At 69.1% G+C, this 23346-nt stretch carries 26 protein-coding genes and 1 other RNA gene; 12 read left to right on the forward strand and 15 right to left on the reverse strand.

Annotated elements, in window-relative coordinates; all coding sequences use genetic code 11:
• The first annotated feature begins 14 nt into the window (after nt 1-14).
• From HSX43_RS09345 to HSX43_RS09355, 3 genes are all read left to right on the forward strand, one after another.
• Entirely contained in the window at nt 15-2333 is a 2319-nt protein-coding gene (locus HSX43_RS09345; protein WP_179379860.1) for a xanthine dehydrogenase family protein molybdopterin-binding subunit, read from the forward strand.
• Nucleotides 2333-3424: a DUF2235 domain-containing protein gene (locus HSX43_RS09350; protein WP_179379861.1), complete on the forward strand. Its 1092-nt coding sequence runs from the start codon at nt 2333-2335 to the stop codon at nt 3422-3424. Before HSX43_RS09345 ends, HSX43_RS09350 begins: the two co-directional genes overlap by 1 nt.
• A 167-nt stretch (nt 3425-3591) precedes the next feature.
• On the forward strand, nt 3592-4341 hold the full coding sequence (locus HSX43_RS09355; RefSeq protein ID WP_179379862.1) for an HAD-IA family hydrolase: 750 nt from the start codon (nt 3592-3594) through the stop codon (nt 4339-4341).
• A gap of 10 nt (nt 4342-4351) precedes the next feature.
• Here HSX43_RS09355 and HSX43_RS09360 read toward each other — a convergent pair whose 3' ends face one another.
• From HSX43_RS09360 to HSX43_RS09390, 7 genes are all read right to left on the reverse strand, one after another.
• On the reverse strand, nt 4352-4933 hold the full coding sequence (locus tag HSX43_RS09360) for a hypothetical protein (RefSeq protein WP_179379863.1): 582 nt from the start codon (nt 4931-4933) through the stop codon (nt 4352-4354).
• Nucleotides 4926-5609: a lysozyme inhibitor LprI family protein gene (locus tag HSX43_RS09365; RefSeq protein WP_179379864.1), complete on the reverse strand. Its 684-nt coding sequence runs from the start codon at nt 5607-5609 to the stop codon at nt 4926-4928. Before HSX43_RS09365 ends, HSX43_RS09360 begins: the two co-directional genes overlap by 8 nt.
• A 91-nt stretch (nt 5610-5700) precedes the next feature.
• Nucleotides 5701-7014, reverse strand: a complete 1314-nt coding sequence (locus tag HSX43_RS09370) for an HlyC/CorC family transporter (protein WP_179379865.1) — start codon at nt 7012-7014, stop codon at nt 5701-5703.
• Nucleotides 7015-7056: 42 nt separating this feature from the next.
• Nucleotides 7057-7506: a YtoQ family protein gene (locus HSX43_RS09375; protein WP_179379866.1), complete on the reverse strand. Its 450-nt coding sequence runs from the start codon at nt 7504-7506 to the stop codon at nt 7057-7059.
• A gap of 39 nt (nt 7507-7545) precedes the next feature.
• On the reverse strand, nt 7546-8469 hold the full coding sequence (locus HSX43_RS09380; protein WP_179379867.1) for a site-specific tyrosine recombinase XerD: 924 nt from the start codon (nt 8467-8469) through the stop codon (nt 7546-7548).
• On the reverse strand, nt 8466-9974 hold the full coding sequence (locus tag HSX43_RS09385; RefSeq protein WP_179379868.1) for a hypothetical protein: 1509 nt from the start codon (nt 9972-9974) through the stop codon (nt 8466-8468). The genes HSX43_RS09380 and HSX43_RS09385 overlap by 4 nt, the downstream gene beginning before the upstream one ends.
• Nucleotides 9961-10131 (reverse strand): hypothetical protein, encoded by a 171-nt coding sequence (locus tag HSX43_RS09390; protein ID WP_179379869.1) that lies wholly within the window; start codon nt 10129-10131, stop codon nt 9961-9963. Before HSX43_RS09390 ends, HSX43_RS09385 begins: the two co-directional genes overlap by 14 nt.
• A 56-nt stretch (nt 10132-10187) precedes the next feature.
• Between HSX43_RS09390 and HSX43_RS09395 the strand changes: the two genes are divergently transcribed.
• Together HSX43_RS09395 and aroB are read left to right on the forward strand one after the other, a co-directional pair.
• Nucleotides 10188-10778: a shikimate kinase gene (locus tag HSX43_RS09395; protein ID WP_407929369.1), complete on the forward strand. Its 591-nt coding sequence runs from the start codon at nt 10188-10190 to the stop codon at nt 10776-10778.
• Nucleotides 10779-10785: 7 nt separating this feature from the next.
• Entirely contained in the window at nt 10786-11880 is a 1095-nt protein-coding gene (aroB, locus tag HSX43_RS09400; protein ID WP_179379870.1) for a 3-dehydroquinate synthase, read from the forward strand.
• Between the two features lie 99 nt (nt 11881-11979).
• Here the strand turns inward: aroB and HSX43_RS09405 are convergent, their stop codons facing one another.
• From HSX43_RS09405 to HSX43_RS09425, 5 genes are all read right to left on the reverse strand, one after another.
• A complete protein-coding gene (locus HSX43_RS09405) occupies nt 11980-12207 on the reverse strand; it encodes an N-(5'-phosphoribosyl)anthranilate isomerase (RefSeq protein WP_179379871.1) in 228 nt (75 codons plus the stop codon).
• Nucleotides 12208-12229: 22 nt separating this feature from the next.
• Nucleotides 12230-12460 carry a ribbon-helix-helix domain-containing protein gene (locus HSX43_RS09410; RefSeq protein ID WP_179379872.1) on the reverse strand — a complete coding sequence of 77 codons (231 nt, stop codon included), beginning with the start codon at nt 12458-12460 and terminating at the stop codon, nt 12230-12232.
• Nucleotides 12457-12633 carry a DUF4169 family protein gene (locus HSX43_RS09415; RefSeq protein ID WP_179379873.1) on the reverse strand — a complete coding sequence of 59 codons (177 nt, stop codon included), beginning with the start codon at nt 12631-12633 and terminating at the stop codon, nt 12457-12459. The genes HSX43_RS09410 and HSX43_RS09415 overlap by 4 nt, the downstream gene beginning before the upstream one ends.
• Entirely contained in the window at nt 12630-14021 is a 1392-nt protein-coding gene (fumC, locus tag HSX43_RS09420; protein ID WP_179379874.1) for a class II fumarate hydratase, read from the reverse strand. Before fumC ends, HSX43_RS09415 begins: the two co-directional genes overlap by 4 nt.
• Nucleotides 14022-14111: 90 nt before the next feature.
• Nucleotides 14112-14600 carry an SspB family protein gene (locus HSX43_RS09425; RefSeq protein ID WP_179379875.1) on the reverse strand — a complete coding sequence of 163 codons (489 nt, stop codon included), beginning with the start codon at nt 14598-14600 and terminating at the stop codon, nt 14112-14114.
• 108 nt (nt 14601-14708) lie between these two features.
• Here HSX43_RS09425 and HSX43_RS09430 point away from each other — a divergent pair, with 108 nt between their 5' ends.
• Entirely contained in the window at nt 14709-16058 is a 1350-nt protein-coding gene (locus tag HSX43_RS09430; protein ID WP_179379876.1) for a DUF4910 domain-containing protein, read from the forward strand.
• Complete coding sequence (locus tag HSX43_RS09435) at nt 16055-16873, forward strand: formyltransferase family protein (RefSeq protein ID WP_179379877.1); 819 nt, start codon at nt 16055-16057, stop codon at nt 16871-16873. The genes HSX43_RS09430 and HSX43_RS09435 overlap by 4 nt, the downstream gene beginning before the upstream one ends.
• Before the next feature lie 54 nt (nt 16874-16927).
• On the opposite strand, the gene ssrA is transcribed toward HSX43_RS09435, so the two are convergent.
• The 3 genes from ssrA to HSX43_RS09450 all read right to left on the reverse strand — a co-directional run bounded on the left by ssrA (nt 16928) and on the right by HSX43_RS09450 (nt 19264).
• Nucleotides 16928-17276, reverse strand: a transfer-messenger RNA (tmRNA) gene (gene ssrA, locus HSX43_RS09440).
• A gap of 169 nt (nt 17277-17445) precedes the next feature.
• Nucleotides 17446-18483, reverse strand: a complete 1038-nt coding sequence (locus tag HSX43_RS09445) for an ABC transporter substrate-binding protein (RefSeq protein ID WP_179379878.1) — start codon at nt 18481-18483, stop codon at nt 17446-17448.
• Nucleotides 18484-18538: 55 nt separating this feature from the next.
• Nucleotides 18539-19264 carry a FadR/GntR family transcriptional regulator gene (locus tag HSX43_RS09450; RefSeq protein ID WP_407929370.1) on the reverse strand — a complete coding sequence of 242 codons (726 nt, stop codon included), beginning with the start codon at nt 19262-19264 and terminating at the stop codon, nt 18539-18541.
• Between the two features lie 75 nt (nt 19265-19339).
• On the opposite strand from HSX43_RS09450, the gene HSX43_RS09455 reads away from it, so the two are divergent.
• From HSX43_RS09455 to acuI, 5 genes are read left to right on the forward strand one after another with little or no spacing between them, the layout of a single operon-like run.
• Nucleotides 19340-20050, forward strand: coding sequence for a DUF2182 domain-containing protein (locus tag HSX43_RS09455; protein WP_235962598.1), 711 nt, complete (start codon nt 19340-19342; stop codon nt 20048-20050).
• Nucleotides 20047-20733, forward strand: coding sequence for a DUF1326 domain-containing protein (locus tag HSX43_RS09460; protein ID WP_179379879.1), 687 nt, complete (start codon nt 20047-20049; stop codon nt 20731-20733). The genes HSX43_RS09455 and HSX43_RS09460 overlap by 4 nt, the downstream gene beginning before the upstream one ends.
• Complete coding sequence (locus HSX43_RS09465) at nt 20730-21233, forward strand: DinB family protein (RefSeq protein ID WP_179379880.1); 504 nt, start codon at nt 20730-20732, stop codon at nt 21231-21233. The genes HSX43_RS09460 and HSX43_RS09465 overlap by 4 nt, the downstream gene beginning before the upstream one ends.
• Nucleotides 21230-22309, forward strand: coding sequence for a dimethylsulfoniopropionate demethylase (locus HSX43_RS09470; protein WP_179379881.1), 1080 nt, complete (start codon nt 21230-21232; stop codon nt 22307-22309). Before HSX43_RS09465 ends, HSX43_RS09470 begins: the two co-directional genes overlap by 4 nt.
• Before the next feature lie 14 nt (nt 22310-22323).
• On the forward strand, nt 22324-23307 hold the full coding sequence (gene acuI / locus HSX43_RS09475) for an acryloyl-CoA reductase (RefSeq protein ID WP_179379882.1): 984 nt from the start codon (nt 22324-22326) through the stop codon (nt 23305-23307).
• The last annotated feature ends 39 nt before the right edge of the window (nt 23308-23346 follow it).

Consider the following 23346-nt stretch of genomic DNA (forward strand, 5'->3'; position numbering starts at 1 on the left):
CGGAGTTGCCCGCGATGAATGACCTGACGCCCGCCCCGCAAGACGCCCTCGGCCTGAGCAGATCCGTCCGCCGGGCCGAGGATCCGCGCCTGTTGACCGGGGGTGGAGCCTACGTCGACGACACGGCTCCGGCGGGGGCGCTCTTCGGCTATGTCCTGCGTTCGCCGGTGGCCCATGCCCGCGTGACGGTCGCGGCGGATGACGCGCGCGGGATGCCGGGCGTTCAGGCGGTGCTCACGGGCGCGGACCTCGAGGCCGCCGACATCGAGAACCACCTACCGACCGCCGTGGCCAAGAACCGCGACGGCTCGAAGGCGGCGGCCCCGCGCCGGCCGCTCCTGGCCGTCGAGCGGGTGCGCTTCGTCGGCGAGGCGGTGGCCTTCGTCGTGGCCGACAGCCTGGCCGAGGCGCGTGACGCGGCCGAGGCGATCGAGGTCGATTTCGACGAGCTGCCGGTGAAGCTCGACGTGGCCGTGGGCGGCGCGACGATCCACCCGGACGCCCCAGACAACGTGGTCTACGACTATGGCAAGGGCGACGAGGCGGCGACCGAGGCCGCGCTGGCCGCGGCGCACCGGGTGGTCGAATTGACGGTGGACGACAACCGGATCATCTGCGCCTCGCTCGAACCGCGCGGCGTCTGGGCCGAGATGGAGGGCGAACGGCTGCACGTCTGCTTCAACGGGCAGGGCGTCTGGGGGCCGATGGGCACGCTCGCCACCACGCTGCGGATGGACAAGGCGGCGATCCGGGTGACGAACCCCGACGTGGGCGGCGGGTTCGGGATGAAGGCGATGAGCTACCCCGAGATGGTGCTTGTGGCCCATGCGACGCGGATGCTCGGGCGGCCCGTGCGCTGGATGGCGGACCGCTCCGAGGCGATGCTTTCGGACAACGCGGGGCGCGACCTGATCTGCACGGCGAAACTGGGGTTCGATGCCGAGAACCGTCTCGTCGCCTACCGGATGGACAACGTGGCGAACCTCGGGGCCTACAACTCGGGCTACGCGCAGCATATCCAGTCGGAGCTCTTTTCCAAGGTGATGCCCGGCGTCTACGACGTGCAGGCCTGCTACATGACCTCGACGGGCGTCTTCACCAACACCACGCAGGTCGACGCCTATCGCGGGGCCGGGCGGCCCGAGGCGATCTACGTCCTGGAGCGGGCGATGGACTATGCGGCGCGGGAGCTCGGGGTCGACCCCTTCGATCTGCGACGCCGGAATTTCATCGCGCCCGACAGCTTCCCCTACGAGAGCGCGATGGGCGAGACCTACGACGTGGGCGATTTCCCCCGCGTCCTTGACCGTGCGATGGCCGAGGCCGACGTCGCGAGCTTCGCGGCCCGCCGGGCGGAGAGCGCGGCGGCGGGCAAGCTGCGCGGTCTGGGGCTCTGCTATTACATCGAGAGCATCCTGGGCGATCCGTCCGAGAGCGCGGAGATCGAGTTCACCGAAGACGGCCGTGTGACGCTCTATGTCGGCACGCAGTCGAACGGGCAGGGGCACGAGACGGTCTATCGCCAGTTCCTCGCCACCGACCTCGGCATCGCGCCCGAGATGATCGACGTGGTGCAGGGCGACAGCGACCGGATCGCCAAGGGCGGGGGCACCGGCGGCTCGCGCTCGGTCACGACGCAGGGCACCGCGAACAAGGCGGCGGCGGCGAAGGTGATCGAGAAGTTCGCGCCGTTCGTGGCCGGGCTTCTCGAGGTCGAGGCGGTCGACTTCGGCGAGGGGGCCTTCCGCGCGGAGGGCTCGAACCGGGTGATGACGGTGCTGGAAGCGGCTGAGGCCGCGCGCACGGCGGGCGAGACCGAGCTTCTGAAGACGCGCGAGACGACGACGTTGCCGGGGCGCAGCTATCCGAACGGCGCGCATATCTGCGAGGTGGAGATCGACCGGGAGACCGGACAGCTTGCGGTCGTGAAATACACCGTGGTCGACGATTTCGGGAACCTGATGAACCCGATGCTGGCGGAGGGCCAGGTCCATGGCGGCGTGGCGCAGGGCATCGGTCAGGCCGTCTCGGAACATGTGGTCTACGACGAGACGGGGCAGCTTCTGACGGCGTCCTTCATGGATTACGGGATGCCGCGCGCGGTACAAATGCCGATGATCGCCTTCCATTCCGAGCCCGTGCCCTCCACCGCCAACGTCCTCGGCATGAAGGGCTGCGGCGAGGCCGGGACGGTTGGGGCCATGGCCGCCGTGGGCAACGCGGCGCTCGACGCGCTCTGGGATCTGGGGCTGCGCCGGGTCGACATGCCCTTCACGCCGTCACGCGTCTGGGCGCTGCTGCAGCTGGCGGAAGGGGCGACCGACGCGGCGTGATGGGCCTGCGCGATTTCATCGACCGCCTGCTCGGGCGGGATGGCGGCGGGATCACGCGGCCGACGGCCGAGACGACCGAGGGCACCTGCCACGTGGTCCTGCTCGACGGGACGATGTCGTCGCTTTCACCCGGCTACGAAACCTCGATCGGGCTGACCTACCGGATGCTCGCCGCGGAGGCGCGGCATTGTCTCTACTACGAGCCCGGGCTCGAATGGCGGGGCTGGCGGCACGCGCCCGAGATCATGGCGGGCGTCGGCATCAACCATCAGATCCGCCGCGCCTATCTCTTTCTGGCCGAACGCTGGCGGCCGGGCGACCGCATCTACCTGATGGGCTATTCGCGCGGGGCCTACGGCGTGCGCGCGCTCGCGGGCATGATCGACCGCGTCGGCCTCCTGCGCCCCGAACACGCGAGCGAGGAGATGGTCCTGCGCGCCTACGGCCACTACCGCGACGCGCCGCTCCACCCCGAGGCCCGGCGGTTCGCGGCGCAGCATTGTCACCCGAAGGTGCGGATCGCGGCCGTGGGCGTGCTCGACACGGTGCAGGCGGTGGGCATCCGCTGGCCGGTGCTTTGGCGGCTCTTTCCGAAGGTCCATGCCTTCCGCTCGCACCGTCTGGGGCAATCCGTTGACCACGGATTTCACGCGATGGCGCTCGACGAGACGCGGATGGCCTATGCGCTCGACCGCTGGCGCACGCGCGGGCGGCGGACGGCCAGCGTCGAGCAGCTGTGGTTCCGCGGCACTCACGGCGACCTCGGCGGGCAGTTGAACGGACGCCACGCATCGCGGCCGCTCGCGAATGTGCCGCTCGTCTGGATGCTCTCGCGGATGGAGGACGTCGGCCTCGCGCTGCCCGAGGACTGGCGAGACCGCTTCCCCTGCGATGCCGATGCGCCCTCGGTCGGGAACTGGCGCGGTTTCGGCCCGGTCTTCCTCGCCCGGCGGCGGCGCGTGGTGGCCGAAGATCCGAGCGAATGGCTCCACCCGAGCGCGGCGGGCCATGCGGCGGCCGCGCACCTGCGAACCTGGGAGCCCGAAGAGACGAATGCGCCCAAAGCCGAGACGGCCGCCGGCGTGGCCTGACCTCGGCCGGCCCTGGACTCGAACCGGAAAGTACCAAACAGACGCTTTCGTTGACTTTCGGCGGAAAACAGCCGATACGCACGCCATTCAACTTGAGATTGTTTTGGTTTTCCAGGCCCCGTTCCGGGCCCTTGTCTCTCGCATTCGAAGACGCAGGAGGACCGCGGATGACGGGGTGTCATTGGTCTGGCCCAGTCACGACGAAAAAACCGGCGGTCGTCCCGGCATCCGACCGGTCGTATCTTGTTCTCTTCGATGCCGACGGAACGCTCGTCGACGGTGCCCCCGAGATCGTTAACACGATGACCGACGCTTTCGCGGCCGCGGGCGAGGCGCCGCCCGCGCCGGAGGCGATCCGCGATCTGATCGGCATGTCGCTGCCCGAGATGATCGCGGCCCTCGCGCCGCATCTGCCGGCGGACCGAGTCGAGGTGATCCTGGCCGGTTACCGCCTGCGGTACTTCGATGCGATCGAACGTCTCGACGAGGTGCCGGCCTTCGCGGGGGCCGAACCGGCGATCGTCGACCTGCGGCGACGGGGCCTCACGCTCGGGATCGTGACGGGCAAGGCGCGGCGCGGGGTGATGTACATGCTGCGCGCGATGGAATGTCCGCCGGTCTTCTCGACGGTGCAGACCGCGGACGAGAACCCGTCAAAGCCCCATCCCGGTATGGTCTTCCGCGCCATGGCCGAAACGGGCTTCGACGCCCGGCGCACGATCGTCGTGGGCGACTCGCGCCATGACATCCGCATGGCGCGTGCGGCGGGGGTGCGGGCGGTCGGCGTCTCCTGGGGGTACAATTCGCCCGGGGCGTTGCGGGCGGAGGGGGCACTCGACGTCGCGCGCGATTTCGACGATCTGACGGCGATCCTGCTCAGCCTCTGCCCGGCGGATACCGACCGAACCGTCATCTGAGCGGAGGCGGTCAAAGCTCGCTGATCGGGTAGACGTGGTTGAGGTAGAGATAGAAGAACCCCAGCGACAGCGCGAGGATGATGACGCCGAGGACCGGAGACGTGACCTCGATACCCGACTTTCCGGCCTTGAGCGTGGTCGACTTGGCCGGGGAACCGTCGCGCTCGGCCCGGAACTGGATCCACGAGAAGTAGAGTCCGATCCCGACGATCAGGATCACGATCACGAAGAGCACCTGCGACGACACATGCTGCCACGCGAAGACCGCGTGGCGATGATCGAGGGCGCGGGTGCGGTGTTCGTAGGTCGCCCGGTGGAGGGTGTCGAGTGCGGCCATCGTCTCGCCGCTCGGCACGTACCCCTGCACCGCGTCGGCCCCGGGCAGGTCCTCCCACCGTCCGGTCAGCGCATCCATCAGGTCGGCGGCGTCCGGGTCGGACGCGCCGGGGTCGAAATCGCCAGCCGTCGGCAGGGCCTGGACGATGATGGGCACCTCCGGCGGCATCGTCTCGACCCCGGCGTGACCATCGGCCAGAGCGGGACCGGCGAGCGCCAGCAGGAGGGCGGCGGCGGGCAGCAGAGGGTTACTCACTGCTCAGAAACCGGATCGAGTCGACGTGCCGGAACATCCGGTCGGGCAGGGCGACCCCGGCCTGCGCGGCGCGGTAGTCGTCGTGGAACTCGGCCGGAAGGAGGCTGTCGACCGTCTCGAGGAGCGGCGCTTCGAGCGCCGCGACCCAGGCGCTGGCGGAGGCCGGGAACTCCGGCAGCGTGTCCGGCTCGACCTGCGCGTGCATAGTGACGGATCGCGACCCGTCGGGAAGGATCGTGCCAACACGGCCCGTCGTCAGGTCTTTCCATTGGATCCGCCCGTCGGGGTAGACGCGCTCGGACCGCCCGTCGCGAATGCGGTAGGTCACCGCGGGCCCGTCCCCGAGGGGCGGTGCGGCCCCCGGTGGCGCGAGATCGAGGATGCGGGCCTCGTAGCGCCGCGCGAGGCAGGCCGCATCGCCGCCACAGATGTTGCGCCAGCGCTGCCAGAGCAGCTGATGCGCCCACAACCGGTCGGGATTGGCGCTTCCGGCGGCCGCACGACGGTAGAGCGCGGCCATCGTGACGTCGAGCTCGGAGAGGCGGGCGCTGTCGCAGATCGCGAATTCGGTCGAGGTCGCCGCGCGGGCGCAGTCGAAACTTGGACCTGCGGCGTCTGTGGGCAGGGGCAGGAGAGCGGCGGCCAGGGCAACGGCGGCCAAAAGGGGGCGCGACATGGGGCACCTCACATCCGGGTCGGCGCAGGTTGACCTTACGTTAACACAGGCCCGCAGCCCGGCGAAGACAGGTTTGCCTTACCTCGTGCCCTCAGCCGAGGGGCCGGATCCTGAGCTGCGTGATGCGGTTGGCCTCGCGCTCGGCCACCTCGAAGCGGAAGCCGTGGAAGGAGAACACCTGTCCCTTGGTCGGGATCGTCTGCGCCTCGTGGATGACGAGGCCCGCGACGGTATTCGCCTCCTCGTCCGGCAGGCTCCAGTCCGTCACGCGGTTGAGGTCGCGGATCGTCATGCCGCCCTCGATGAGATAGGTGCCGTCGGCCTCGGCCTCGAGCACGGGTTCGTCGGGCTGATCGAACTCGTCGGTGATCTCGCCCACGATCTCCTCGAGGATGTCCTCGAGCGTCAGCAGGCCCTGCAGCGCGCCGTATTCGTCGACCACCAGGGCGAAGTGGGTGTGCCGCTTCAGGAACTGGCGCATCTGGTCGTCGAGCGTCGTCGTCTCGGGCACGAAATAGGGCTCCATCATCACCTCGGTGACGTCGAGTTGCGAGACGGCCCCGATGCCGCCCGCGTCGGTGCGCACGAGCTTGTCGATCGCGCGCAGCAGATCCTTCGAGTGCAGCACGCCGATGATGTTTTCCGGCTCGTCGCGGTAGACGGGCAGGCGGGTATGGCGCGACTGCAGGCACTGGTCGACGATCTCGTTCGGGGCGGAGTCGACGTCGACCATCTCAATGCCGGAGCGATGGAGCATGATCTCCTCCACGAAGCGGTCGCCGAGGTCGAGCGCGCCCAGCAGGCGGTCGCGGTCTTCCTTCTCGACGCTGCCCTCCGTGTGGCCGAGGGCGATGGCCCCCGTGATCTCCTCGCGCGCGGACATGATGTTGCGCGTCGGGTCGGTGTCGACGCCCACGACCGAGAGCACCACGCGCACGAGCGCGCGGACCGCCGAGACGATGGGGCTGAAGACCCGAATGACGACCGCGATCACCGGGGCCACGCGCGACGAGGCGGTCTCGGGGTTGGTGATCGCGTAGGTCTTCGGCAGCACCTCGGCGAAGACGAGGACGAGGGCCGTCATCACCAGCGTCGCGATCGCTACGCCGCCCTCGCCGAAGAGGGTGGTGAAGAGCGCGGTGGCGAGCGAGGCCGAGAGGATGTTAACGATGTTGTTGCCCAGAAGGACCGAGCCGATCAGGCGTTCGTTGTCCTCGGTCACCCGGAGCGCGCGTTCGGCTCCGGCGTTGCCCTTGTCGGCCTGGCTGCGCAGCTTGGCCCGGCTCGCCGCCGTCAGCGCCGTCTCGGACCCCGAGAAGAAGGCAGAGAGGAACAGCAGGAAGACGATGGCCGCCGCCGTGCCCCAGGTCGCGCCCCAGTTGATCGTGTCGATGGTGTTTTCCATGGGCGGGTTATGGGGCCGGTCGGGGCCTCCGGCAAGGTGCCATCAGCCCGGCAGCCGCCCGTCGAGGACGTAGGTCAGAATCTGCGCCACCTGCGCGGGCGTCTCGACCACGGCGAGCGCGGCGGCATCGACCTCCTTCAGGGCGTGCTGATGGTCGGGCCCGTGCATCACGACGAGCGATTTGCCGAGGGCCGCCGCCATGCCGGCGTCGAAGGCCGCGTTCCATTGCTTGTACTTGTCGCCGAAGCGCACGACCACGATGTCGGCCTCCTCGATCCCACGGCGCGTGCGGATCGCGTTCAGCTTCGCGCCCTTGTGGTCATGCCAGAACTTGTCGGGCTCCTCGCCCATGATCGCGACCCCGCAATCGTCGGAGGCCGCGTGGTCGGTGACCGGCGCGGAGAACGTCACGTCGAGCCCGGCGCAGGCGTCGGCGATCTCGTCGCGCCAGTCGGTGTGGATCTCTCCGGAGAGATAGACGGACAGGGTCATGGGCTTCCTCTTGCTTCGACGTCGCCGCAGCGGACGGTCCTACTTCTCGGCCAGCGGGTGGTGTGTGAGCACCAGCTCCTTCAGCCGCGTTTCGAGGACGTGGGTGTAGATCTCGGTGGTGGAGATGTCGGCGTGGCCGAGCATCGCCTGGATCGCGCGCAGGTCGGCCCCGCCTGCCAGAAGGTGGGTGGCGAAGGCATGGCGCAGCACATGGGGGCTCACGTCGTCCGGGTCGAGCCCGGCGAAGGCGGCGAGGCTCTTGATGCGGCCGTGGAACCAGATGCGCGTCAGGTGGCCCGACTTGCCCCGTGACGGGAAGAGCTGCGGCGAGGGAGCGCTGCCCCTGTCGGCCCGCGCCTCCGCCTCGGCGGCGTCGCGGTGCGCCAGCCAGACGGCGAGCGCGTCGCGCGCGGCGGGCGAGAGCGGCACCATCCGCTCCTTGCCGCCCTTGCCGCGCACGAGGAGCATCCGGGGGTCGCCCCGCGCGGCCGCGACGGGGAGCGCGACGAGTTCGCTCACGCGCATCCCCGTCGCATAGAGCAGTTGCAGCAGGCAGGTGTCGCGCAGGCGCTCGGCCTCCGTGCGCCCCATGTCCTCGGCCGCCGTCAGAAGCGCGTCCACATCCCCCTGCGACAGGGTTTTCGGCAGGGTCTTCGGTTTCTGCGGGCCGGTGATCCGGATCGCCGGGTCGTCGGTCCTGAGCCCCTCCTCGTGTGCGAAACGATAGAGACCGCGGATGGCCGAGAGCCGGCGTGCGCGGGTCGAGGCGGCGAGCCCCTCGGCCTCGCAGGCGACGAGGAAGCCCTCGATCTCGCCCCGCGTCGCCGTGGCGATGGCCCCGCCACGATGCTCGATATGGCTGCGGAAGGCGTCGAGGTCGCGACGATAGGCTTGCAGCGAGTTGAGCGCGGCTCCGCGTTCCGCGGCCTGCGCCTCCAGAAACAGATCGACCCAGCCGCTCATGTCAGCAGAAGCTGCAGCGCCGTGCGCCGGGCCACGTCCAGAAGGCCGGCGGAGCGGAAGAAGGCGAGCGCATCGGCGATGTCCTGCGGGTCGCTCCGGGCCCCGGCCGACAGCAGGAGCGCGGCTTCGAGCAGGGCCTCGCCCAGCCGGTCCTTCGCTGCGAGGCGGGCCAGGCGCTCGGGGGGCTCCGCGGTCAGCCCGTCGGCGATGGCGCGGGCGAGCGCGTCCGGCGGCTCGGCCCTCGTCACCTCGCCCAGGGCGACGGATACGGCGAAGCGGTCGCGGGGCGTTTCGGGCGTCGCGCGCGCGGCGACGGCTTCGTAGGCGGGCGAGAGCAGCCCGACCCGCAGGGCCTCTTCGGCGGTCACGCCCTCGAGGTCGAGCGCGGCGAGGCGCGCGCCGTAGAGATCGGCGAAGGGTACGAGAAGATCGGCGTCGCGCATCCGCTCCACCGCCGTCGGCAGCGCGGAGGCGACGGCCTCGACATCCTCCTCCAGAAGGGCGGTGTCGAGCGCCTGCACCGCCTCCGCCCGCTCCCACACGCCGCCCGAGGCGGAGGGCCGTCCTTCGGTGTAGAGCGCGAGCAGCCGGTTGACGTCGAGCGCCCGCGCGCGCGTCAGCCGTTCCGCCGCCTCGAGCTGTCGCTTCCAGCCGATCGTCGGGCGCAGGTCCGAGACGGCGAAGGCGAGCGGCAGGCCGGTGGTCGAGGGGGTCTCCCCGATCCCGTCGAGCAGGCGGAAGGCGAGGGGCGTCATCGGGCGCGGCGGGATGGGCGGTGGCGCACCTTCGAACATCTCGGGGTCGAGGAAATGCGCCAGCATCCGGTCCTCGGCCTCCGAGATCACGCCGAGCGCCCGGCCCGTGTCGAGCGTGAGCGCGGCGGCGGCCCAGTCGCCGGTGCGCGTCAGGCAGAAGATGCGCGCCGGCAGGGTCGGTGCGACGCCGGGATTGTCGGTCATCGCCGCGCAGGCCTCGGTGTCGAAGCCGGTCAGCAGCGAGGTATCCCACCACCGGCGGAAGGCCCGCGGATCGGTCGCCCCGGCCCGCTCCATCAGTGCCTGTGCCTGTTCGAGCGCGCCCATCCGCAGCAGCCCGTCGAGCCGCGCGAAGAAGAGCTCGTCGGAATCGGCGGCCGCCCGCGGCGGGTCGAGTTCCGCCAGCATCAGCATCAGCGCGAGATCCTGCATCGCCGGCAGCGCATCCTGCGGCAGATCTGCGATGAGTTCCGCGAGCCGATCCGGATCGGAACCGGCGAAGGTGTCGCGCGGCAGCCCCGTGAGCGCGGTCGAGACGAGGCCGACCGCATCGCGCCGCGTCTGGCCGAGCGGCATGACGGTGATCTGGGTGCCCTCCAGCGGCGTGGCCGCGGGCTCATCCCGGGCGGGGCCCGTGCGCGGAGTGGTCAGGCTGTCGGAGAGCCAGGGAATCGCCGAATCGGGGGCCTGCTGCGCGGCGAGGGGCTGCGCCAGAAACGCGGCGAGGCAGAGCGCGCTACTCGCCCGCATCGTCCGCGTCGATCTCGATCGTGGTCGTCACCGGCGCCGTCTCCGGTTCCATCAGGTAGGAATAGCCGAACAGGCCCGCCGCACCGAGCACCAGGAGGATCAGGAGGTATTTCAGGAAGCGGAACATGCCTGCCTTGCGTGTTATCGTTGCAACCATTGTGGCGGGCGCAGATATAGATGGCAATCGGTCAAGCGACAGGGCAGGCAAGTCGAATGCGGGGGATTGGCGACAAGATGCCGGGCGGGACGACCGCAACGCGCCCGGGCGCGCGGCTCCGGCTCGCGCGCCCCGTCGTTCTCGTCGGCATGATGGGCTGCGGCAAGACGGCGGTGGGCACCGCGCTCGCCGCGCGCCTGCGGGTCCCCTTCCGCGACACCGACGAGGCGATCGTCGATGCCGCCCGCATGAGCATCGCCGAGATCTTCGAGCGCGACGGCGAAGCCTTCTTCCGCGCCCGCGAGACCGAGGTGCTGGCCCGCGTTCTGGCGCAGGGGCCGGGCATCGTCTCGACCGGGGGCGGGGCCTTCCTGCGGCCGGAGAACCGCGACGTGGTCTCGGCCGCCGGCGTCTCGGTCTGGCTGAAGGCGGACGCCGAGCTTCTCTGGTCGCGGGTGCGGCATCGCACGACGCGCCCGCTTCTTATGACCGACGATCCGAAGGCCACGCTGCTGGAGCTGCTGGCCGCGCGGACGCCGGCCTACGCGCAGGCCGACCTCGTGGTCGAAGGCGCGCCCGACCTGCCCATTCCGCAGATGGTGGACCGGGTCATCGCCCGGCTCCGGCGGGCCGAAATACTGACGTGAGGATACCATGATCGAGACGGTGCATGTGCCCCTGGGCGCGCGGGCCTACGACGTTCACGTGGGCCGCGGCCTGCTGGCGCGGGCAGGCGAGATGATCGGTCCTCTCCTGCGGCGGCCGCGGGTCTTCGTGGTGAGCGAGCGGCGCGTCGCCGGGCTGCAGCTCGATGCGCTGCGCGCCGGGCTGGGCGAGATCGAGGCTCCCGCGCTCCTCCTTGAGCCGGGGGAGGCGACGAAGGGCTGGGAGGGGCTCGCACAGACCGTCGAGTGGCTCCTCGACCAGAAATGCGAGCGGGGCGACGTGGTCGTGGCCCTCGGCGGCGGGGTGATCGGCGACCTCGTCGGCTTCGCCGCGGCCATCCTGCGGCGCGGGGTGCGCTTCGTGCAGGTACCGACCTCGCTCCTCGCGCAAGTCGACAGTTCCGTCGGCGGCAAAACGGCGATCAACACCCGCCACGGCAAGAACCTCGTCGGGGCCTTCCACCAGCCGTCACTCGTGCTGGCCGACGTCGATATCCTCGACACGCTGACGCCGCGCGACTTCCGCGCGGGCTACGGCGAGGTGATGAAATACGGGCTTCTGGGCGACGCGCAATTCTTCGGCTGGCTAGAGCGGAACGCACCGCGCCTCGCCGACGATCCGGCCCTCCGGATCGAGGCGGTGCGCCATTCGGTGCAGATGAAGGCCGACATCGTCGCCCGCGACGAGACCGAGCAGGGGGATCGTGCGCTCCTCAACCTCGGGCACACGTTCTGTCATGCGCTCGAGGCGGCGACGGGTTACTCCGACCGGTTGCTCCACGGCGAGGGCGTGGCGATCGGCTGTGCGTTGGCTTTCGAGCTGTCGGCACGGCTGGGGCTCTGTGCGCAGGAAGACCCGAGCCGGGTACGCGCGCATCTGCAGTCGATGGGGATGGCCCGCGACCTGCGCGACATTCCGGGCGACCTGCCGGACGCCGAGACGCTGCTTGCACTGATGGGGCAGGACAAGAAGGTGATCGAGGGGCGCTTGAGGTTCGTTCTGGCCCGCGGCATCGGGGAGGCCTTCGTCACGGCGGAGTTGCCTGCGGCGGAGGTGCTCGGCGTCTTGCGGGCGTCGGCCTGAAGAGCCTTCGATGAAGGCTCTTTCCGGAGTTTTCCGTGAAAACTCCAACATCCAAGTCTTCAGCGAAGACTTGGGGAAGAGCTTTCGTCGAAAGCTCTTCTAGACCACGCGGTAGAACGGTTCGCGATTGCAGAAGACGACGAACTGCCCGCCGTTCTCGACGGCCGTGAAGCCGCGTCGGCGGACCTCGGCCAGGAAGACATCACGATGGATCAGCGCTTCGACGTCGCGGACGGAGCGGCGGACGATGCCGCCCCTCTGGGCGGCCTTGGCGGCGAAGACGGAATTGAGCCAGGCGGCGGCGCGGTCGGACAGCAGATGCGGCATGACCCCTGATCGCACGTGCGGGTTAATCCTTCGTTGACCGCTGCAGATGCCGGAGCACGGCCACCCGGATCGCCGAGGCAAGCCCGGCGCTCACGCCGCGTTCCCGGTCGATCTCGGCGGCCAGGGCGTTGACCGAGAGGTCCCGGTCCCGCGCCATGGCGACGAAGGCGTCCCAGAAGGCATCCTCCAGCGACACCGACGTCCGGTGCCCGTGCAGCGTCAGGGAGCGTTTGCGGGGGCGGGCGTCGGTCACTCGCGTTCGTGGCCGTCGAGGTCGCGCCGGGCCTTCCCGGCGCGGGCCGCCTCCGCCTCGCGCTCGGATTTCGAGCGCCCGAAACGGACGGCATTCTCCGCCGCGCGCACCGCCTTCGCATCCCGCGCCCGCGCCTTGCGCGCGTGGTTCAGGTTGACGACCTTGCCGCTCACTTCGGCCCGATCATCAGTTTCGGATCGACGACGCGGTCGAAGGTCTCCTCGTCGACGAGCCCCATCGCCAGCGCCTCCTCCTTCAGGGTGGTGCCGTTCCGGTGGGCGGTCTTGGCGACCTTGGTGGCGTTGTCGTAGCCGATGGTGGGGGCCAGCGCGGTGACGAGCATCAGGCTCTCCTTCATCAGCGTGTCGATCCGCGCTTCGTTGGCCTTCGTGCCCTCGACCATGTTGTCGGTGAAGCTGCCGGCGGCATCGCCCAGAAGCTGCATCGACTGGAGGAGGTTGTAGCTCATCATCGGGTTGTAGACGTTGAGCTCGAAATGGCCCTGGCTGCCGGCGAAGCCGATGGCGGCGTCGTTGCCCATGACATGCGCGCAGACCATAGTGAGTGCCTCGGCCTGCGTCGGGTTCACCTTGCCCGGCATGATAGAGGAGCCGGGCTCGTTCTCGGGCAGGATCAGCTCGCCCAGGCCCGAGCGGGGGCCGGAACCCAGGAGGCGCATGTCGTTGGCGATCTTGAAGAGGCTGGCGGCCACGGTCTTGAGCGCGCCCGAGAACATCACCATCGCGTCGTGGGCGGCGAGCGCCTCGAACTTGTTCGGGGCCGTGACGAAGGGCAGGTCGGTGATCGCCGCGATTTCGGCGGCGACCTTCTCGGCGAAGCCCTTGCGCGTGTTGAGCCCGGTGCCGACGGCCGTGCCACCCTGGGCCAGCTCGTAGATGTCGGGCAGGCAGGCCTCGACCCGCTCGATCCCCTTGGCGACCTGGTGAGCGTAGCCGCCGAATTCCTGACCGAGCGTCAGCGGGGTCGCGTCCTGCGTATGGGTGCGCCCGATCTTGATGATGTCGGCGAACTCCTCCGACTTCGCCACCAGCGCCGCGTGCAACTTGCGCAGACCCGGCAGCAGCGTGTCGCGGGCCATCATGGCGGTCGCCACGTGCATCGCTGTCGGGAAGGTGTCGTTCGAGGACTGGCCCATGTTGCAATGGTCGTTCGGATGCACCGGCTCCTTCGAGCCGATGGTGCCGCCCATGATCTCGATCGCGCGGTTCGCGATGACCTCGTTGGCGTTCATGTTCGACTGCGTGCCCGAACCCGTCTGCCAGACGACGAGGGGGAAGTTGTCGTCGAACTTGCCCTCGATCACCTCGCCCGCCGCTGTCTGGATCGCCTGGGCCCGGTCCGTGTCAAGGTCGCCGAAGCCGGCGTTCACGCTCGCCGCCGCCTTCTTGATGACGCCGAGGGCGCGGACGATGGCGACCGGCTGCCGCTCCCAGCCGATCGGGAAGTTCAGGATCGAGCGTTGGGTCTGCGCGCCCCAGTACTTGTCGGCGGGAACCTCGAGCGGGCCGAAGCTGTCGGTTTCTGTGCGGGTCTCGGTCATGCTGGGCTCCCTCGGCAGTGATCGCCGGGAGGTCTAGCGAAGGTGTGCCGGGGCGTCCATCGCGTCCGCGCCACCTGCTTGCGCAAACATCTACTTGCGGAATTTGTCGAGGCTGACGACCTCGGCCTCGTGGCGGGGCTCCTCCGCGTCCTCCTCGGGGGCGGTGTCGAGCTCGGCGAAGGGCGCTTCCTCGACCGCCTCCGCGGCTTCCTCCTGCTGCTCGAAGCGGAAGCCGAACTCGACGGAGGGGTCGACGAAGGTCTTCATCGCGGCCCAGGGCACGACGAGCGGCTCCTGGCTTTCGCCGAAGTTGAGCGTCACGGAGAAGCCGTCCTCCCGCACCTCGAGGCCGTCAAACCAATGTTGCAGCACGATCGTCATGTCCTCGGGGTAGCGATCGTGGAGCCAGTCGGCGATCGCGACGCCCGGGTGGTTCGTGTCGAAGGAGATGAAGAAGTGGTGATCGCCGGGAAGACCGTTCCGCGCGACATCGTCCAGGACCTGGCGGATCAGGCCGCGCATGGCGTCATGCATGAGCGCGCCGTAATCGATCACCGGGGTGCCGTCGCTGTCGGTCATGATCCCTCCACGGGCTCGGTCTTTGGGAAAATAGACCAGAGGGTGGCAGGGGCGGCAACCCCCGTTCGCACGCTTGTCGCGGACGGCCGCCCGTGTTCTACCGGTTTCGTGACCTGCAATGCCGAGTTTAACAGCCGCGACCCGGAGGCATATAGCCGGGTTTTCGATGACCTCTGGCCGATCTGCCGCTCGATCTCCGGGCCGGGGCTGCGCGACAGCCTCGCGATCCTGACGGCGCTCATGGACCTCGGGATCGAGGGAGTCGCCTCCGGGACGCAGGTCTTCGATTGGGTCGTGCCGCCCGAATGGTCGATTCGAAGCGCCCGCCTGACCGGACCGGACGGGCAGGTCGTGGCCGACATGGCCGTCACCAACCTCTCGGTCGTCAATTATTCCGAGCCGGTGGATCGCGTGCTCTCGCGCGCCGAGCTGGAGCCGCATCTCCACTCTATCCCGCATCAGCCGACGCTCACCCCCTATGTGACGAGCTACTACCGGCGCGACTGGGGGTTCTGTCTGCCGCACGCGCAGCGGGTGGCGCTGCCCGACGGGGACTACCACGCCCGGATCGACAGCACGCTCGCCCCCGGCGACGTCAGTTTCGCGACCGGCCTGCTGCCCGGTGACAGCGGACGCGAGATACTGCTGTCGTCCTACCTTTGCCACCCGAGCATGGCGAACAACGAGTTGAGCGGGCCGCTCGTCCTGCTGGGGCTCTATCACCGGCTGCGGGACTGGCCGCGCCGGCGGTACAGCTATCGCTTCCTTCTGAACCCCGAAACGATCGGCAGCCTCTGCTTCCTGCACCGCTACCATGAACATCTGTCCGAGACGCTGGAGGACGGACTTGTGCTGACCTGCCTCGGCGGGCCGACGGAGGCGCTCTCCTACAAGGCGTCGCGTCGGGGGGACACCGGGTTCGACCGTCTGGCCGCGCATCTGGCGGGGCCGGATCTGGCATTGCGGCCCTTCGATCCGACGGGCGGCTCGGACGAGCGGCAGTTCTGCGCGCCGGGTTTCGACCTGCCGGTCGGTCAGATCGGCCGCACGCTCTACGGCCGCTACCCGGAGTACCATACCTCGGGCGACACGAAGGCGTTGATGGGGCTCGACCGGATCGTCGATGCCGTGGACCGCATCGAGGAGATGCTGCGACTGAACGAGGCACGGGGCCCCTGGATCGGCACCGCGCAGCACGGGGAGCCGCAACTCGGCCGGCGCGGGCTCTACCCGTCGGTCAACTCGCCGACGAACTGGCACCTGTCGAACGACGAGGTCATGGATTCCCGCAGGCTGCTGGACATGGTTCTCTGGATCCTGAGCGATGCCGACGGCCGGCGCGACATAATCGAAACGGCTACGAAGGCCGGTGTCGGTCTGCGCGATCTGCTGCCGGTGATCCGCACTCTGGAGGACAAGGATCTGATCCGTCACCACCTGAGGGAGGACACGCCATGACGATGCCGAAGATCGTCTTCATCTCGGGCGACCACCCGCGCCACGCCCAGATCGCGGTGACACTGGCCGGGGCCGGCTGCCTGGCCGGCTGGATCCGGGAGACGCGGGAAGCATTCGTCCCGGAGCCCGACGGCGCGTTGCCGGCGGATCTGGCGCGGCTCTTCCGGTTGCACTTCGAGCGGCGGGCCGCGGCGGAGGAACGGGCCTTCGGCCACGCACCCACCCGGGCCGACGGGATCGGACCGCGCCTCGACGTGCCTCTAGAGGATCTCAACGGCCCGCGCGTTCACCGGTTTCTGGACGACTGCCGCCCGGAGCTGATCCTCTCCTACGGGTGCCACAAGCTGACGCCCGAGACACTGGCCCACGCCCCGCGGGCCTGGAATACCCACGGCGGGCTCTCGCCCTGGTACCGGGGCGTCATCACCCATTTCTGGCCGTCCTATCTGCTGGAGCCGCAGATGACGGGAATCACCCTGCACGAGACGACGGAAGCCATCGACGGGGGCGGGATCCTGCTGCAGACGGGGGTTGAGATGGTCGCGGGCGACGGTCTGCACGACCTCGCGGCGCGTGCCGTGGATACCTATGCGCGCGCGCTGCCGGGCTTCCTGGCACGCTGCGGACGCGATCTGCCGTCCGGCCTCCGCCAGCGGACGACCGGCCGGATCTGGACGAGCGCGCAGTGGCGGCCCGAGCACCTGCGCCCGATCTACGAAACCTGGGACGACGCAATCGTCGATCGCGTGCTCGACGGCACGCTCACGGGGCGCGTGCCCCGTCTGCTCGACGCGCTGGCACCGACCGCGGATTGACTGGGGTGCCGGGCCGATCCGTGCGACGACGGCGGTCGGGAGCGGATAGGTGAAAGTGCAGGCTTCTGTTGCCAGGTGCCTGCGAACCCCGCCTGACGCGGCTAGGCGTCAGGACTTAGATTTCGGTGTTCGGCACTGCTTACGCAGCGACGGCGACCGGAGCACTGTTGGTATTGGCAACTATGCTTTGTGAACCGATAACGGCGGTATCACACCGGGCAAAAGCTAACCCCTTTAGACGTCCGTCGATCCTGTTTCGACCCCATGATCCCCCAAACGGGATGTTGGTGGAGTCGCCGGGTACCGCCCCCGGGTCCGATCCGCTTATTACGAGCGCGTTTATTGCCATAGCCCCCGAGGGAACGTTCGTGAAATAGGCAGTTACGGGTCGGATTTCAACCCGCTTCCGGAGCGGTACAGGGCAAGATCCGTTCCGGTGGTGCCACGCTTTCGCTCCGGCTTTCGACACAATGACCCTCTAGCCCGCGGCCGCTCCCTCCGCCGCAGCGACCACGGGGGAGCGGCCCGCCGGACCGGACTACGGCCGGCGGGTGCCGCGCTGCGGATCGCGCTCAGAACCCGGCCTTGATCCGCTCGAAGGTCTCGGCCTGCTTCTGACGCAGGGCTCCGTCCATCGGCAGCTGCGCGAGGACCGGTGCGTCGATCTGGCCGAGGCCCGAGGGAACGAGCGCCTCTTCGCCCTGGCCCTCCATCGCGGCTTGGTTCGACTGTCCGTAGCCTGCCTCAAGGAGGGGGACGGTCGCGCTCTCGTCGAGGATCGCGTTCAGGTAGTCGTAGGCCAGATCCTCGTCCGAGGTGCTGTCCTTCATGTTGACGTAGCCGCAGAGCCAGAGCGAGGAACCTTCGGCCGCCTCGCGCTGGAAGCCGATCGGGAAGCCCTCGTCCACCATCGTCGGCAGCGTCTCGTTCCAGGCCCAGCTCACCAGGACTTCGCCCGAGGACAGAAGCTGCGACAGCTCGGCCGGATCGGTCCAGTAGGTGCGCAGGTTCTGATGCGCCTGGCGCAGCCAGTCGTTCGCCGCCTCGAACTCCGCGTCCGTCGCGGCGGACCAATCGGTCGTCCCGGTGGCTAGATAGGCTAGGGCATAGGCGTCGTCGACGTTGTCGGGCAGCGACATGCGACCCTGGTACTCGGGGTTCAGGAAGACGTCGAGCGAGGCCACGGCCTCCGCAGGCACCTCGTCGGCGTTGTAGGCGATCGCGGTCGAGCCGTAGTCGACCGGCACGAAGTAGATGTCCTCCGCCCCGCTGTCGGCCACGTCCTGGCCGGTCAGGTCGGTGCTGAGGCTCTCCCAGTTCTCGATGCGCGTCAGGTCCCAGGGCTCGATCAGCCCGGACTCGACGAACTTGGTGACCGACCCGGCGCAGATGTGGGTGACTCCCGGCTCGTTGTAGCCCGAGGAGAGCTTCTGGAAGGCTTCCTCCTCGTCGCCGAAGAAGGCGAAGTCGGGGCTCGTGCCATGGGTCTCGACATAGGCCGCATGGAAGGCGGGATCCTCGAAGCCGGAGTAGTCGAAGACGGTCAGGCTCTGGGCACCGGCGGGCAGGGCGAGCGCGGTGCTGGCAAGCAGGGTCAGGCGGAACGTCATGTTGGTCATCTCCCGTTGGTTTTGCCCCGACGTTGCGGCGTCCGTGCGGGATTGTCTAGCGCGACCGGCGCCTGTCGCGCGCCGTCTGGAAGAGGGCGATCATCAACCGCTCCAGATCCTGCAGCGTCTGACGGATTTCACCCGCATCCTGCGCGCGCAGCGCATTCGCGATCCGGCGGTAGTGCGCGAGGATCGTGGCGCGGTCGCGCTCGGCGTAGGTGAGCATGTTCATCAACGGCTGCATCGCCTCGACCGCGCCGGCGAGCTGATATGACAGGACGGGGTTGCGTGCCGTGTCGACGAGCGCACGGTGAAACGCCACGTCGGCCGCGCAGAAGGCTTCGTCGTCGATCGGTTCGGCGAGCCGGTCGATGGCGCGGCCGAGCGCGGCGAAATCATCGGGGGCCTGGTTCGCCACGGCGAGGTCGGCGCAGGCCCGCTCGAGCGCGAAGCGGGCTTCGGCGGCCGTCTCGAAGTCGATGGCGTTCATCGACAGCAGCAGCGTCGAGGTCGCGACATGGGCGTCGAGCGCGGCGGCATAGGTCAGGTCATTGACGAAGGCTCCGCCCGACGCGCCGCGGGCCGTGCGGATGAGATTACGCGCGGCGAGCCGTTTCAGCGCTTCGCGCACAGTCGCGCGCGAGCAGTCGAACTGCTCGGCGAGGTCCGTCTCAGAGGGCAGCCTGTCACCCGCCATGAGGTCGCCGGCCGCGATCCGCGCGGCAAGCCGGTCGGAGATGGCGGTGGAGAGCGGCGCGCGGGCGGGCATGGTGAATTCCAATTGTCTGACATTTAATTGTCTGACATTTGTAGTCGCAAGAATCACCTTTCATCAAGCGGCGGGGAGGGTCGACTGATGAAGCACCTCTCCCGTATGGCCGCGCCGCACTGGTTGGCACTCTACGGCGCGCTCGTCGCGGCCTGGCTCGGCGTCTATGCGATGGGGGCCGAGACCAGCTTCGCCACCGCGCTGCGTGACATCTGCCGCCTGCCCGTTGCTACGGTCGGACCGGGCGGGGCGCTGGCGATGTGGGTCATCATGTCGGCGGCGATGATGCTGCCCACGGCCCTGCCGGCCTTCGCCACCCACGACGAAATCGCCGACAGTCAGGGCACGGGCGGCGGCGCATGGCTCGTCGCGGGCTACGTCACGGTCTGGCTCGGCTTCTCGGGCATCGCGGCCGCGGTGCAGCTCGGCGCGGCGCGGCTTGGCGTGATCGAGGGCGCGGGCTTCGGTGCGGCGCTCCTGGTTCTGGCCGGGGCCTATCAGTTCAGCGCCCTGAAGGACGCCTGCCTGTCGAAATGCCGCCAGCCGCTCACCTTCTTTATGCAGCACTGGACCGAGGGGCCATGGCGCATGGGGCTGCGCCTCGGGGCGACCTGCCTCGGCTGCTGCTGGGCGCTGATGGCGCTCGGGCTCATCGGCGGAACGATGAGCCTCGGCTTCATGGCGCTCGCCACGCTTCTGATGATGCTTGAAAAACTCACGCGCGGGGCCCTCGTGCCCGGCACCATCGGCCTCGGCTGCCTCGTCGGCGCGGGCTATCTGATCGGAGGAACGATATGACCAAGATTGCCGCGCCCGCCGTGTCGAGCCGCCATCCCGACGCGCGCCCGCAGGGGGCCGCGCAGACGCCCTGGGCCATCAAGGGCGAGCTCATTCTCAACTGCAACTGCACGGTCTTCTGCCCCTGCGTTGTCTCGCTTGGCAAGCATGCGCCGACCGAGGGCTACTGCCAGGCCTGGTCGGGCATCCGCATCGACAGCGGCCACTACGGCGACGAGGATCTGTCAGGCCTCAACGTCGGTCTCCTCCTGGAGATTCCGGGGCTTATGGCGCGCGGCAACTGGAAGGCCGCCGCCTTCATCGACGACCGCGCGAACCAGGCGGCCTATCTGGGCCTGATCGAGATCTTCTCGGGGCGGGCGAAGGGAACCACGGGGCTCTTCAAGCTGCTCGTGAGCGAGTTTCTGGGCGCGGAGCGGGCCAAGATCACCTACGAGAACGAGGGCAAGACCCGCCGCCTGATGGTCGGCAAGAAGATCCAGGGCGAGGTCGTGCCCGTGAAGGGAAAGGACCCCGAGCAGGACATCGTGGCGACCAACACCGAGTACTGGATGGGGGCCGACATCACCGTCGCGACCGCAACCAAGGGCCGCGTGCGCGCCTTCGGCCGCGTCTGGGACTTCGACGGCCGCAGCGCCGAAATCTGCCAGATCGACTGGTCCGGCCCGGAGATCGCGAAGTGATCACGGCCGAATGGGTGCGCCTGATGGCGCGGCACAATGCCTGGCAGAACGGCTGGATGATCGACGCGATCACCGGGCTGCCGGCGGCGGAGGCCATGGCGGACCGGGGCCTCTTCTTCGGCTCCATCTTCGCCACCGCCAATCATCTCCTCTGGGGCGACATGATGTGGATGCACCGGCTCGGCGCGGGCGAGGCTCCGGCCGCCGGCGCGGCGGATCACATGCGTCTCACCGCCGATGCGGCCGAATGGGCGACGCTGCGGCGCAGGACCGACGCCGGCATCATGGCCTGGGCCGGGACGCTTGACGGTTTGATCGAGGGCGACGTGGTCTGGCATTCGGCGTTTTCGCCTGGCGAGATCCGCACGCCGCTGGCGATCGCGATCTCGCATCTCTTCCTCCATGGCGTGCACCACCGCGGCCAGATCCATGCGGGCCTGACCCAGGCCGGGGTGACGACGCCCGACACCGATCTCCCGAAGCTGCCGGAGACGATATGACCGCGCTCGCCCGTTCGAACCGCGTGCGGCGAACCTGGTGGACGGATGCCGTCGACCGCGCGGGCTGCACCGCCTACACCGTCTACAACCGGATGATGCTGCCGGCGACCTTTGCCGGCACCGACGTGGATGCCGCCCACCTGAAACGCGCGGTGCAGGTCTGGGACGTCGCCGCCGAACGGCAGGTGGAGATCACCGGACCGGACGCCGACACTTTGATGCAGCGGCTCACGCCCCGCGACCTCTCGCAACTCCAGCCGAACCAATGCGCCTATGTCCCGATCTGCAACCACGATGGCGGAATGCTGAACGATCCCGTGGCGCTGAAACCGCGGCCCGAGACCTGGTGGGTCAGCCTCGCCGACGGGGAGCTGCGGCTCTGGATCGAGGGGATGGCCGAGGCGGGCGGCTACGGCGTGCGCGTCTTCGAGGCCGACGTGCAGCCGCTGGCGATCCAGGGGCCGCTCTCGGATGAGCTCGCCGCGCGTGTCTTCGGCGAGGAGGTGCGCGCGCTCAGGTTCTTCCGCCACGGCCGCTTCCCCTTCAACGGGACGGAGATGATCGTGAGCCGCACCGGCTATTCGAAGCAGGGCGGCTTCGAGATCTATGTGGAGCGCGAGGCCGATGCGATGCCGCTTTGGGAGGCTCTGATGGAGAAGGGCCGCGACCTCGACGTGCGGGCGGGCTGTCCGAACCTCGTGGAGCGGATCGAGGGCGGGATGCTCAGCTACGGCAACGACATGACCGACCTCGACACGCCCTTTGAGGTCGGTCTCGACAAATACGTGCAGGTCTACGACTGCATCGGTGGTCCGGCGCTGAAGGATCACGTCTCCGACAGGCGGCTGATCGCGGTGGAGATGGAGGGGCCGGTGCCCCCCTGCGACCGGCGCTGGCCGATCCTCGAGGGCGACACGCGCATCGGGGTCGTCACCTCGGCGGCCTGGTCGCTGGAGTTCTGCTGCGGCGTGGCCATCGGCATGGTCGACCGCCGCTGGGACTCGGGCACGGCCGTGTCAGTTATCACGCAGGACGGGCCGAAGCGCGCCGTTCTGAAAGAGAAATTCTGGAAATAGCAGAGGGTTATGACATGACGTTCAAGGCACTTATGGTGGAGAAGACCGATGACGGGACGCAGGCGGCAGTCACGGACCTGACGCTCGAAGATCTGCCCGAGGGCGAGGTGACGGTCGCCGTCGAGTATTCGACGGTCAACTACAAGGACGGGCTCTGCATCGGACCGGGCGGCGGCCTCGTGCGCACCTACCCCCACGTGCCGGGCATCGATTTCGCCGGAACAGTCGAGACCTCCTCGGATGACCGCTACACCCCCGGCGACAAGGTGGTGCTGACCGGATGGCGCGTGGGTGAGGCGCATTGGGGCGGCTACGCGCAGAAGGCGCGGGTCAAGGCCGACTGGCTCGTCCCGCTGCCCGAGGGGCTGACAACGCGGCAGGCGATGGCCGTTGGCACCGCGGGCTTCACGGCCATGCTGGCCGTGCAGGCGCTGGAAGATCAGGGGCTGACGGCCGGCCCGGTGCTGGTGACAGGCGCCGCGGGCGGCGTGGGCTCGGTCGCCGTGGCACTCCTGTCGGCCATGGGGCGCGAGGTGGCGGCCGTCACCGGGCGACCCGAGCAGGCCGACTACCTGACCGGGCTCGGCGCATCGCGGATCGTCCCGCGGGAGGATTTGAACGAGACGTTGAAACGCCCGCTCGAAAGCGAAACCTGGGGTGGCTGCGTCGACGCGGTGGGCGGGCCAATGCTGGCCCGCGTCCTCGGGCAGATGGAATACGGCGCGAGTGTAGCAGCCGTGGGTCTCGCCGGCGGCGCGGCGCTGCCGGCGACGGTCATTCCCTTCCTGCTGCGGGGCGTGAACCTTCTGGGCATCGACAGCGTGATGCAGCCCTACGAGAACCGCGTGCGGGCCTGGGCGAAGCTGGCCGAGGTGCTGCCGATGGAGAAGCTCGAGGCGATGGTCGTGCCCGCCACGCTGGGCGACCTGCCGGGGCTCGGGGTCGACATCCTAAAGGGGCAGGTGCGGGGCCGCGTCGTCGTCGACGTGAACGGCTGATCGCGGCAGGCGAGCGGGCCGGATTATCGGTTTGATTTC

It is taken from the genome of Jannaschia marina (assembly GCF_013404595.1).
GTDB lineage: Bacteria > Pseudomonadota > Alphaproteobacteria > Rhodobacterales > Rhodobacteraceae > Jannaschia > Jannaschia marina.

Coding starts and splice junctions, on each gene's coding strand:
- HSX43_RS09345 (WP_179379860.1), top strand. CDS start 15: ATGAATGACCTGACGCCCGCCCCGCAAGACGCCCTCGGCCTGAGCAGA.
- HSX43_RS09350 (WP_179379861.1), top strand. CDS start 2,333: ATGGGCCTGCGCGATTTCATCGACCGCCTGCTCGGGCGGGATGGCGGC.
- HSX43_RS09355 (WP_179379862.1), top strand. CDS start 3,592: ATGACGGGGTGTCATTGGTCTGGCCCAGTCACGACGAAAAAACCGGCG.
- HSX43_RS09365 (WP_179379864.1), bottom strand. CDS start 5,609: ATGTCGCGCCCCCTTTTGGCCGCCGTTGCCCTGGCCGCCGCTCTCCTG.
- HSX43_RS09370 (WP_179379865.1), bottom strand. CDS start 7,014: ATGGAAAACACCATCGACACGATCAACTGGGGCGCGACCTGGGGCACG.
- HSX43_RS09375 (WP_179379866.1), bottom strand. CDS start 7,506: ATGACCCTGTCCGTCTATCTCTCCGGAGAGATCCACACCGACTGGCGC.
- HSX43_RS09380 (WP_179379867.1), bottom strand. CDS start 8,469: ATGAGCGGCTGGGTCGATCTGTTTCTGGAGGCGCAGGCCGCGGAACGC.
- HSX43_RS09385 (WP_179379868.1), bottom strand. CDS start 9,974: ATGCGGGCGAGTAGCGCGCTCTGCCTCGCCGCGTTTCTGGCGCAGCCC.
- HSX43_RS09390 (WP_179379869.1), bottom strand. CDS start 10,131: ATGGTTGCAACGATAACACGCAAGGCAGGCATGTTCCGCTTCCTGAAA.
- HSX43_RS09395 (WP_407929369.1), top strand. CDS start 10,188: ATGCGGGGGATTGGCGACAAGATGCCGGGCGGGACGACCGCAACGCGC.
- aroB (WP_179379870.1), top strand. CDS start 10,786: ATGATCGAGACGGTGCATGTGCCCCTGGGCGCGCGGGCCTACGACGTT.
- HSX43_RS09405 (WP_179379871.1), bottom strand. CDS start 12,207: ATGCCGCATCTGCTGTCCGACCGCGCCGCCGCCTGGCTCAATTCCGTC.
- fumC (WP_179379874.1), bottom strand. CDS start 14,021: ATGACCGAGACCCGCACAGAAACCGACAGCTTCGGCCCGCTCGAGGTT.
- HSX43_RS09425 (WP_179379875.1), bottom strand. CDS start 14,600: ATGACCGACAGCGACGGCACCCCGGTGATCGATTACGGCGCGCTCATG.
- HSX43_RS09435 (WP_179379877.1), top strand. CDS start 16,055: ATGACGATGCCGAAGATCGTCTTCATCTCGGGCGACCACCCGCGCCAC.
- HSX43_RS09445 (WP_179379878.1), bottom strand. CDS start 18,483: ATGACGTTCCGCCTGACCCTGCTTGCCAGCACCGCGCTCGCCCTGCCC.
- HSX43_RS09455 (WP_235962598.1), top strand. CDS start 19,340: ATGAAGCACCTCTCCCGTATGGCCGCGCCGCACTGGTTGGCACTCTAC.
- HSX43_RS09460 (WP_179379879.1), top strand. CDS start 20,047: ATGACCAAGATTGCCGCGCCCGCCGTGTCGAGCCGCCATCCCGACGCG.
- HSX43_RS09470 (WP_179379881.1), top strand. CDS start 21,230: ATGACCGCGCTCGCCCGTTCGAACCGCGTGCGGCGAACCTGGTGGACG.
- acuI (WP_179379882.1), top strand. CDS start 22,324: ATGACGTTCAAGGCACTTATGGTGGAGAAGACCGATGACGGGACGCAG.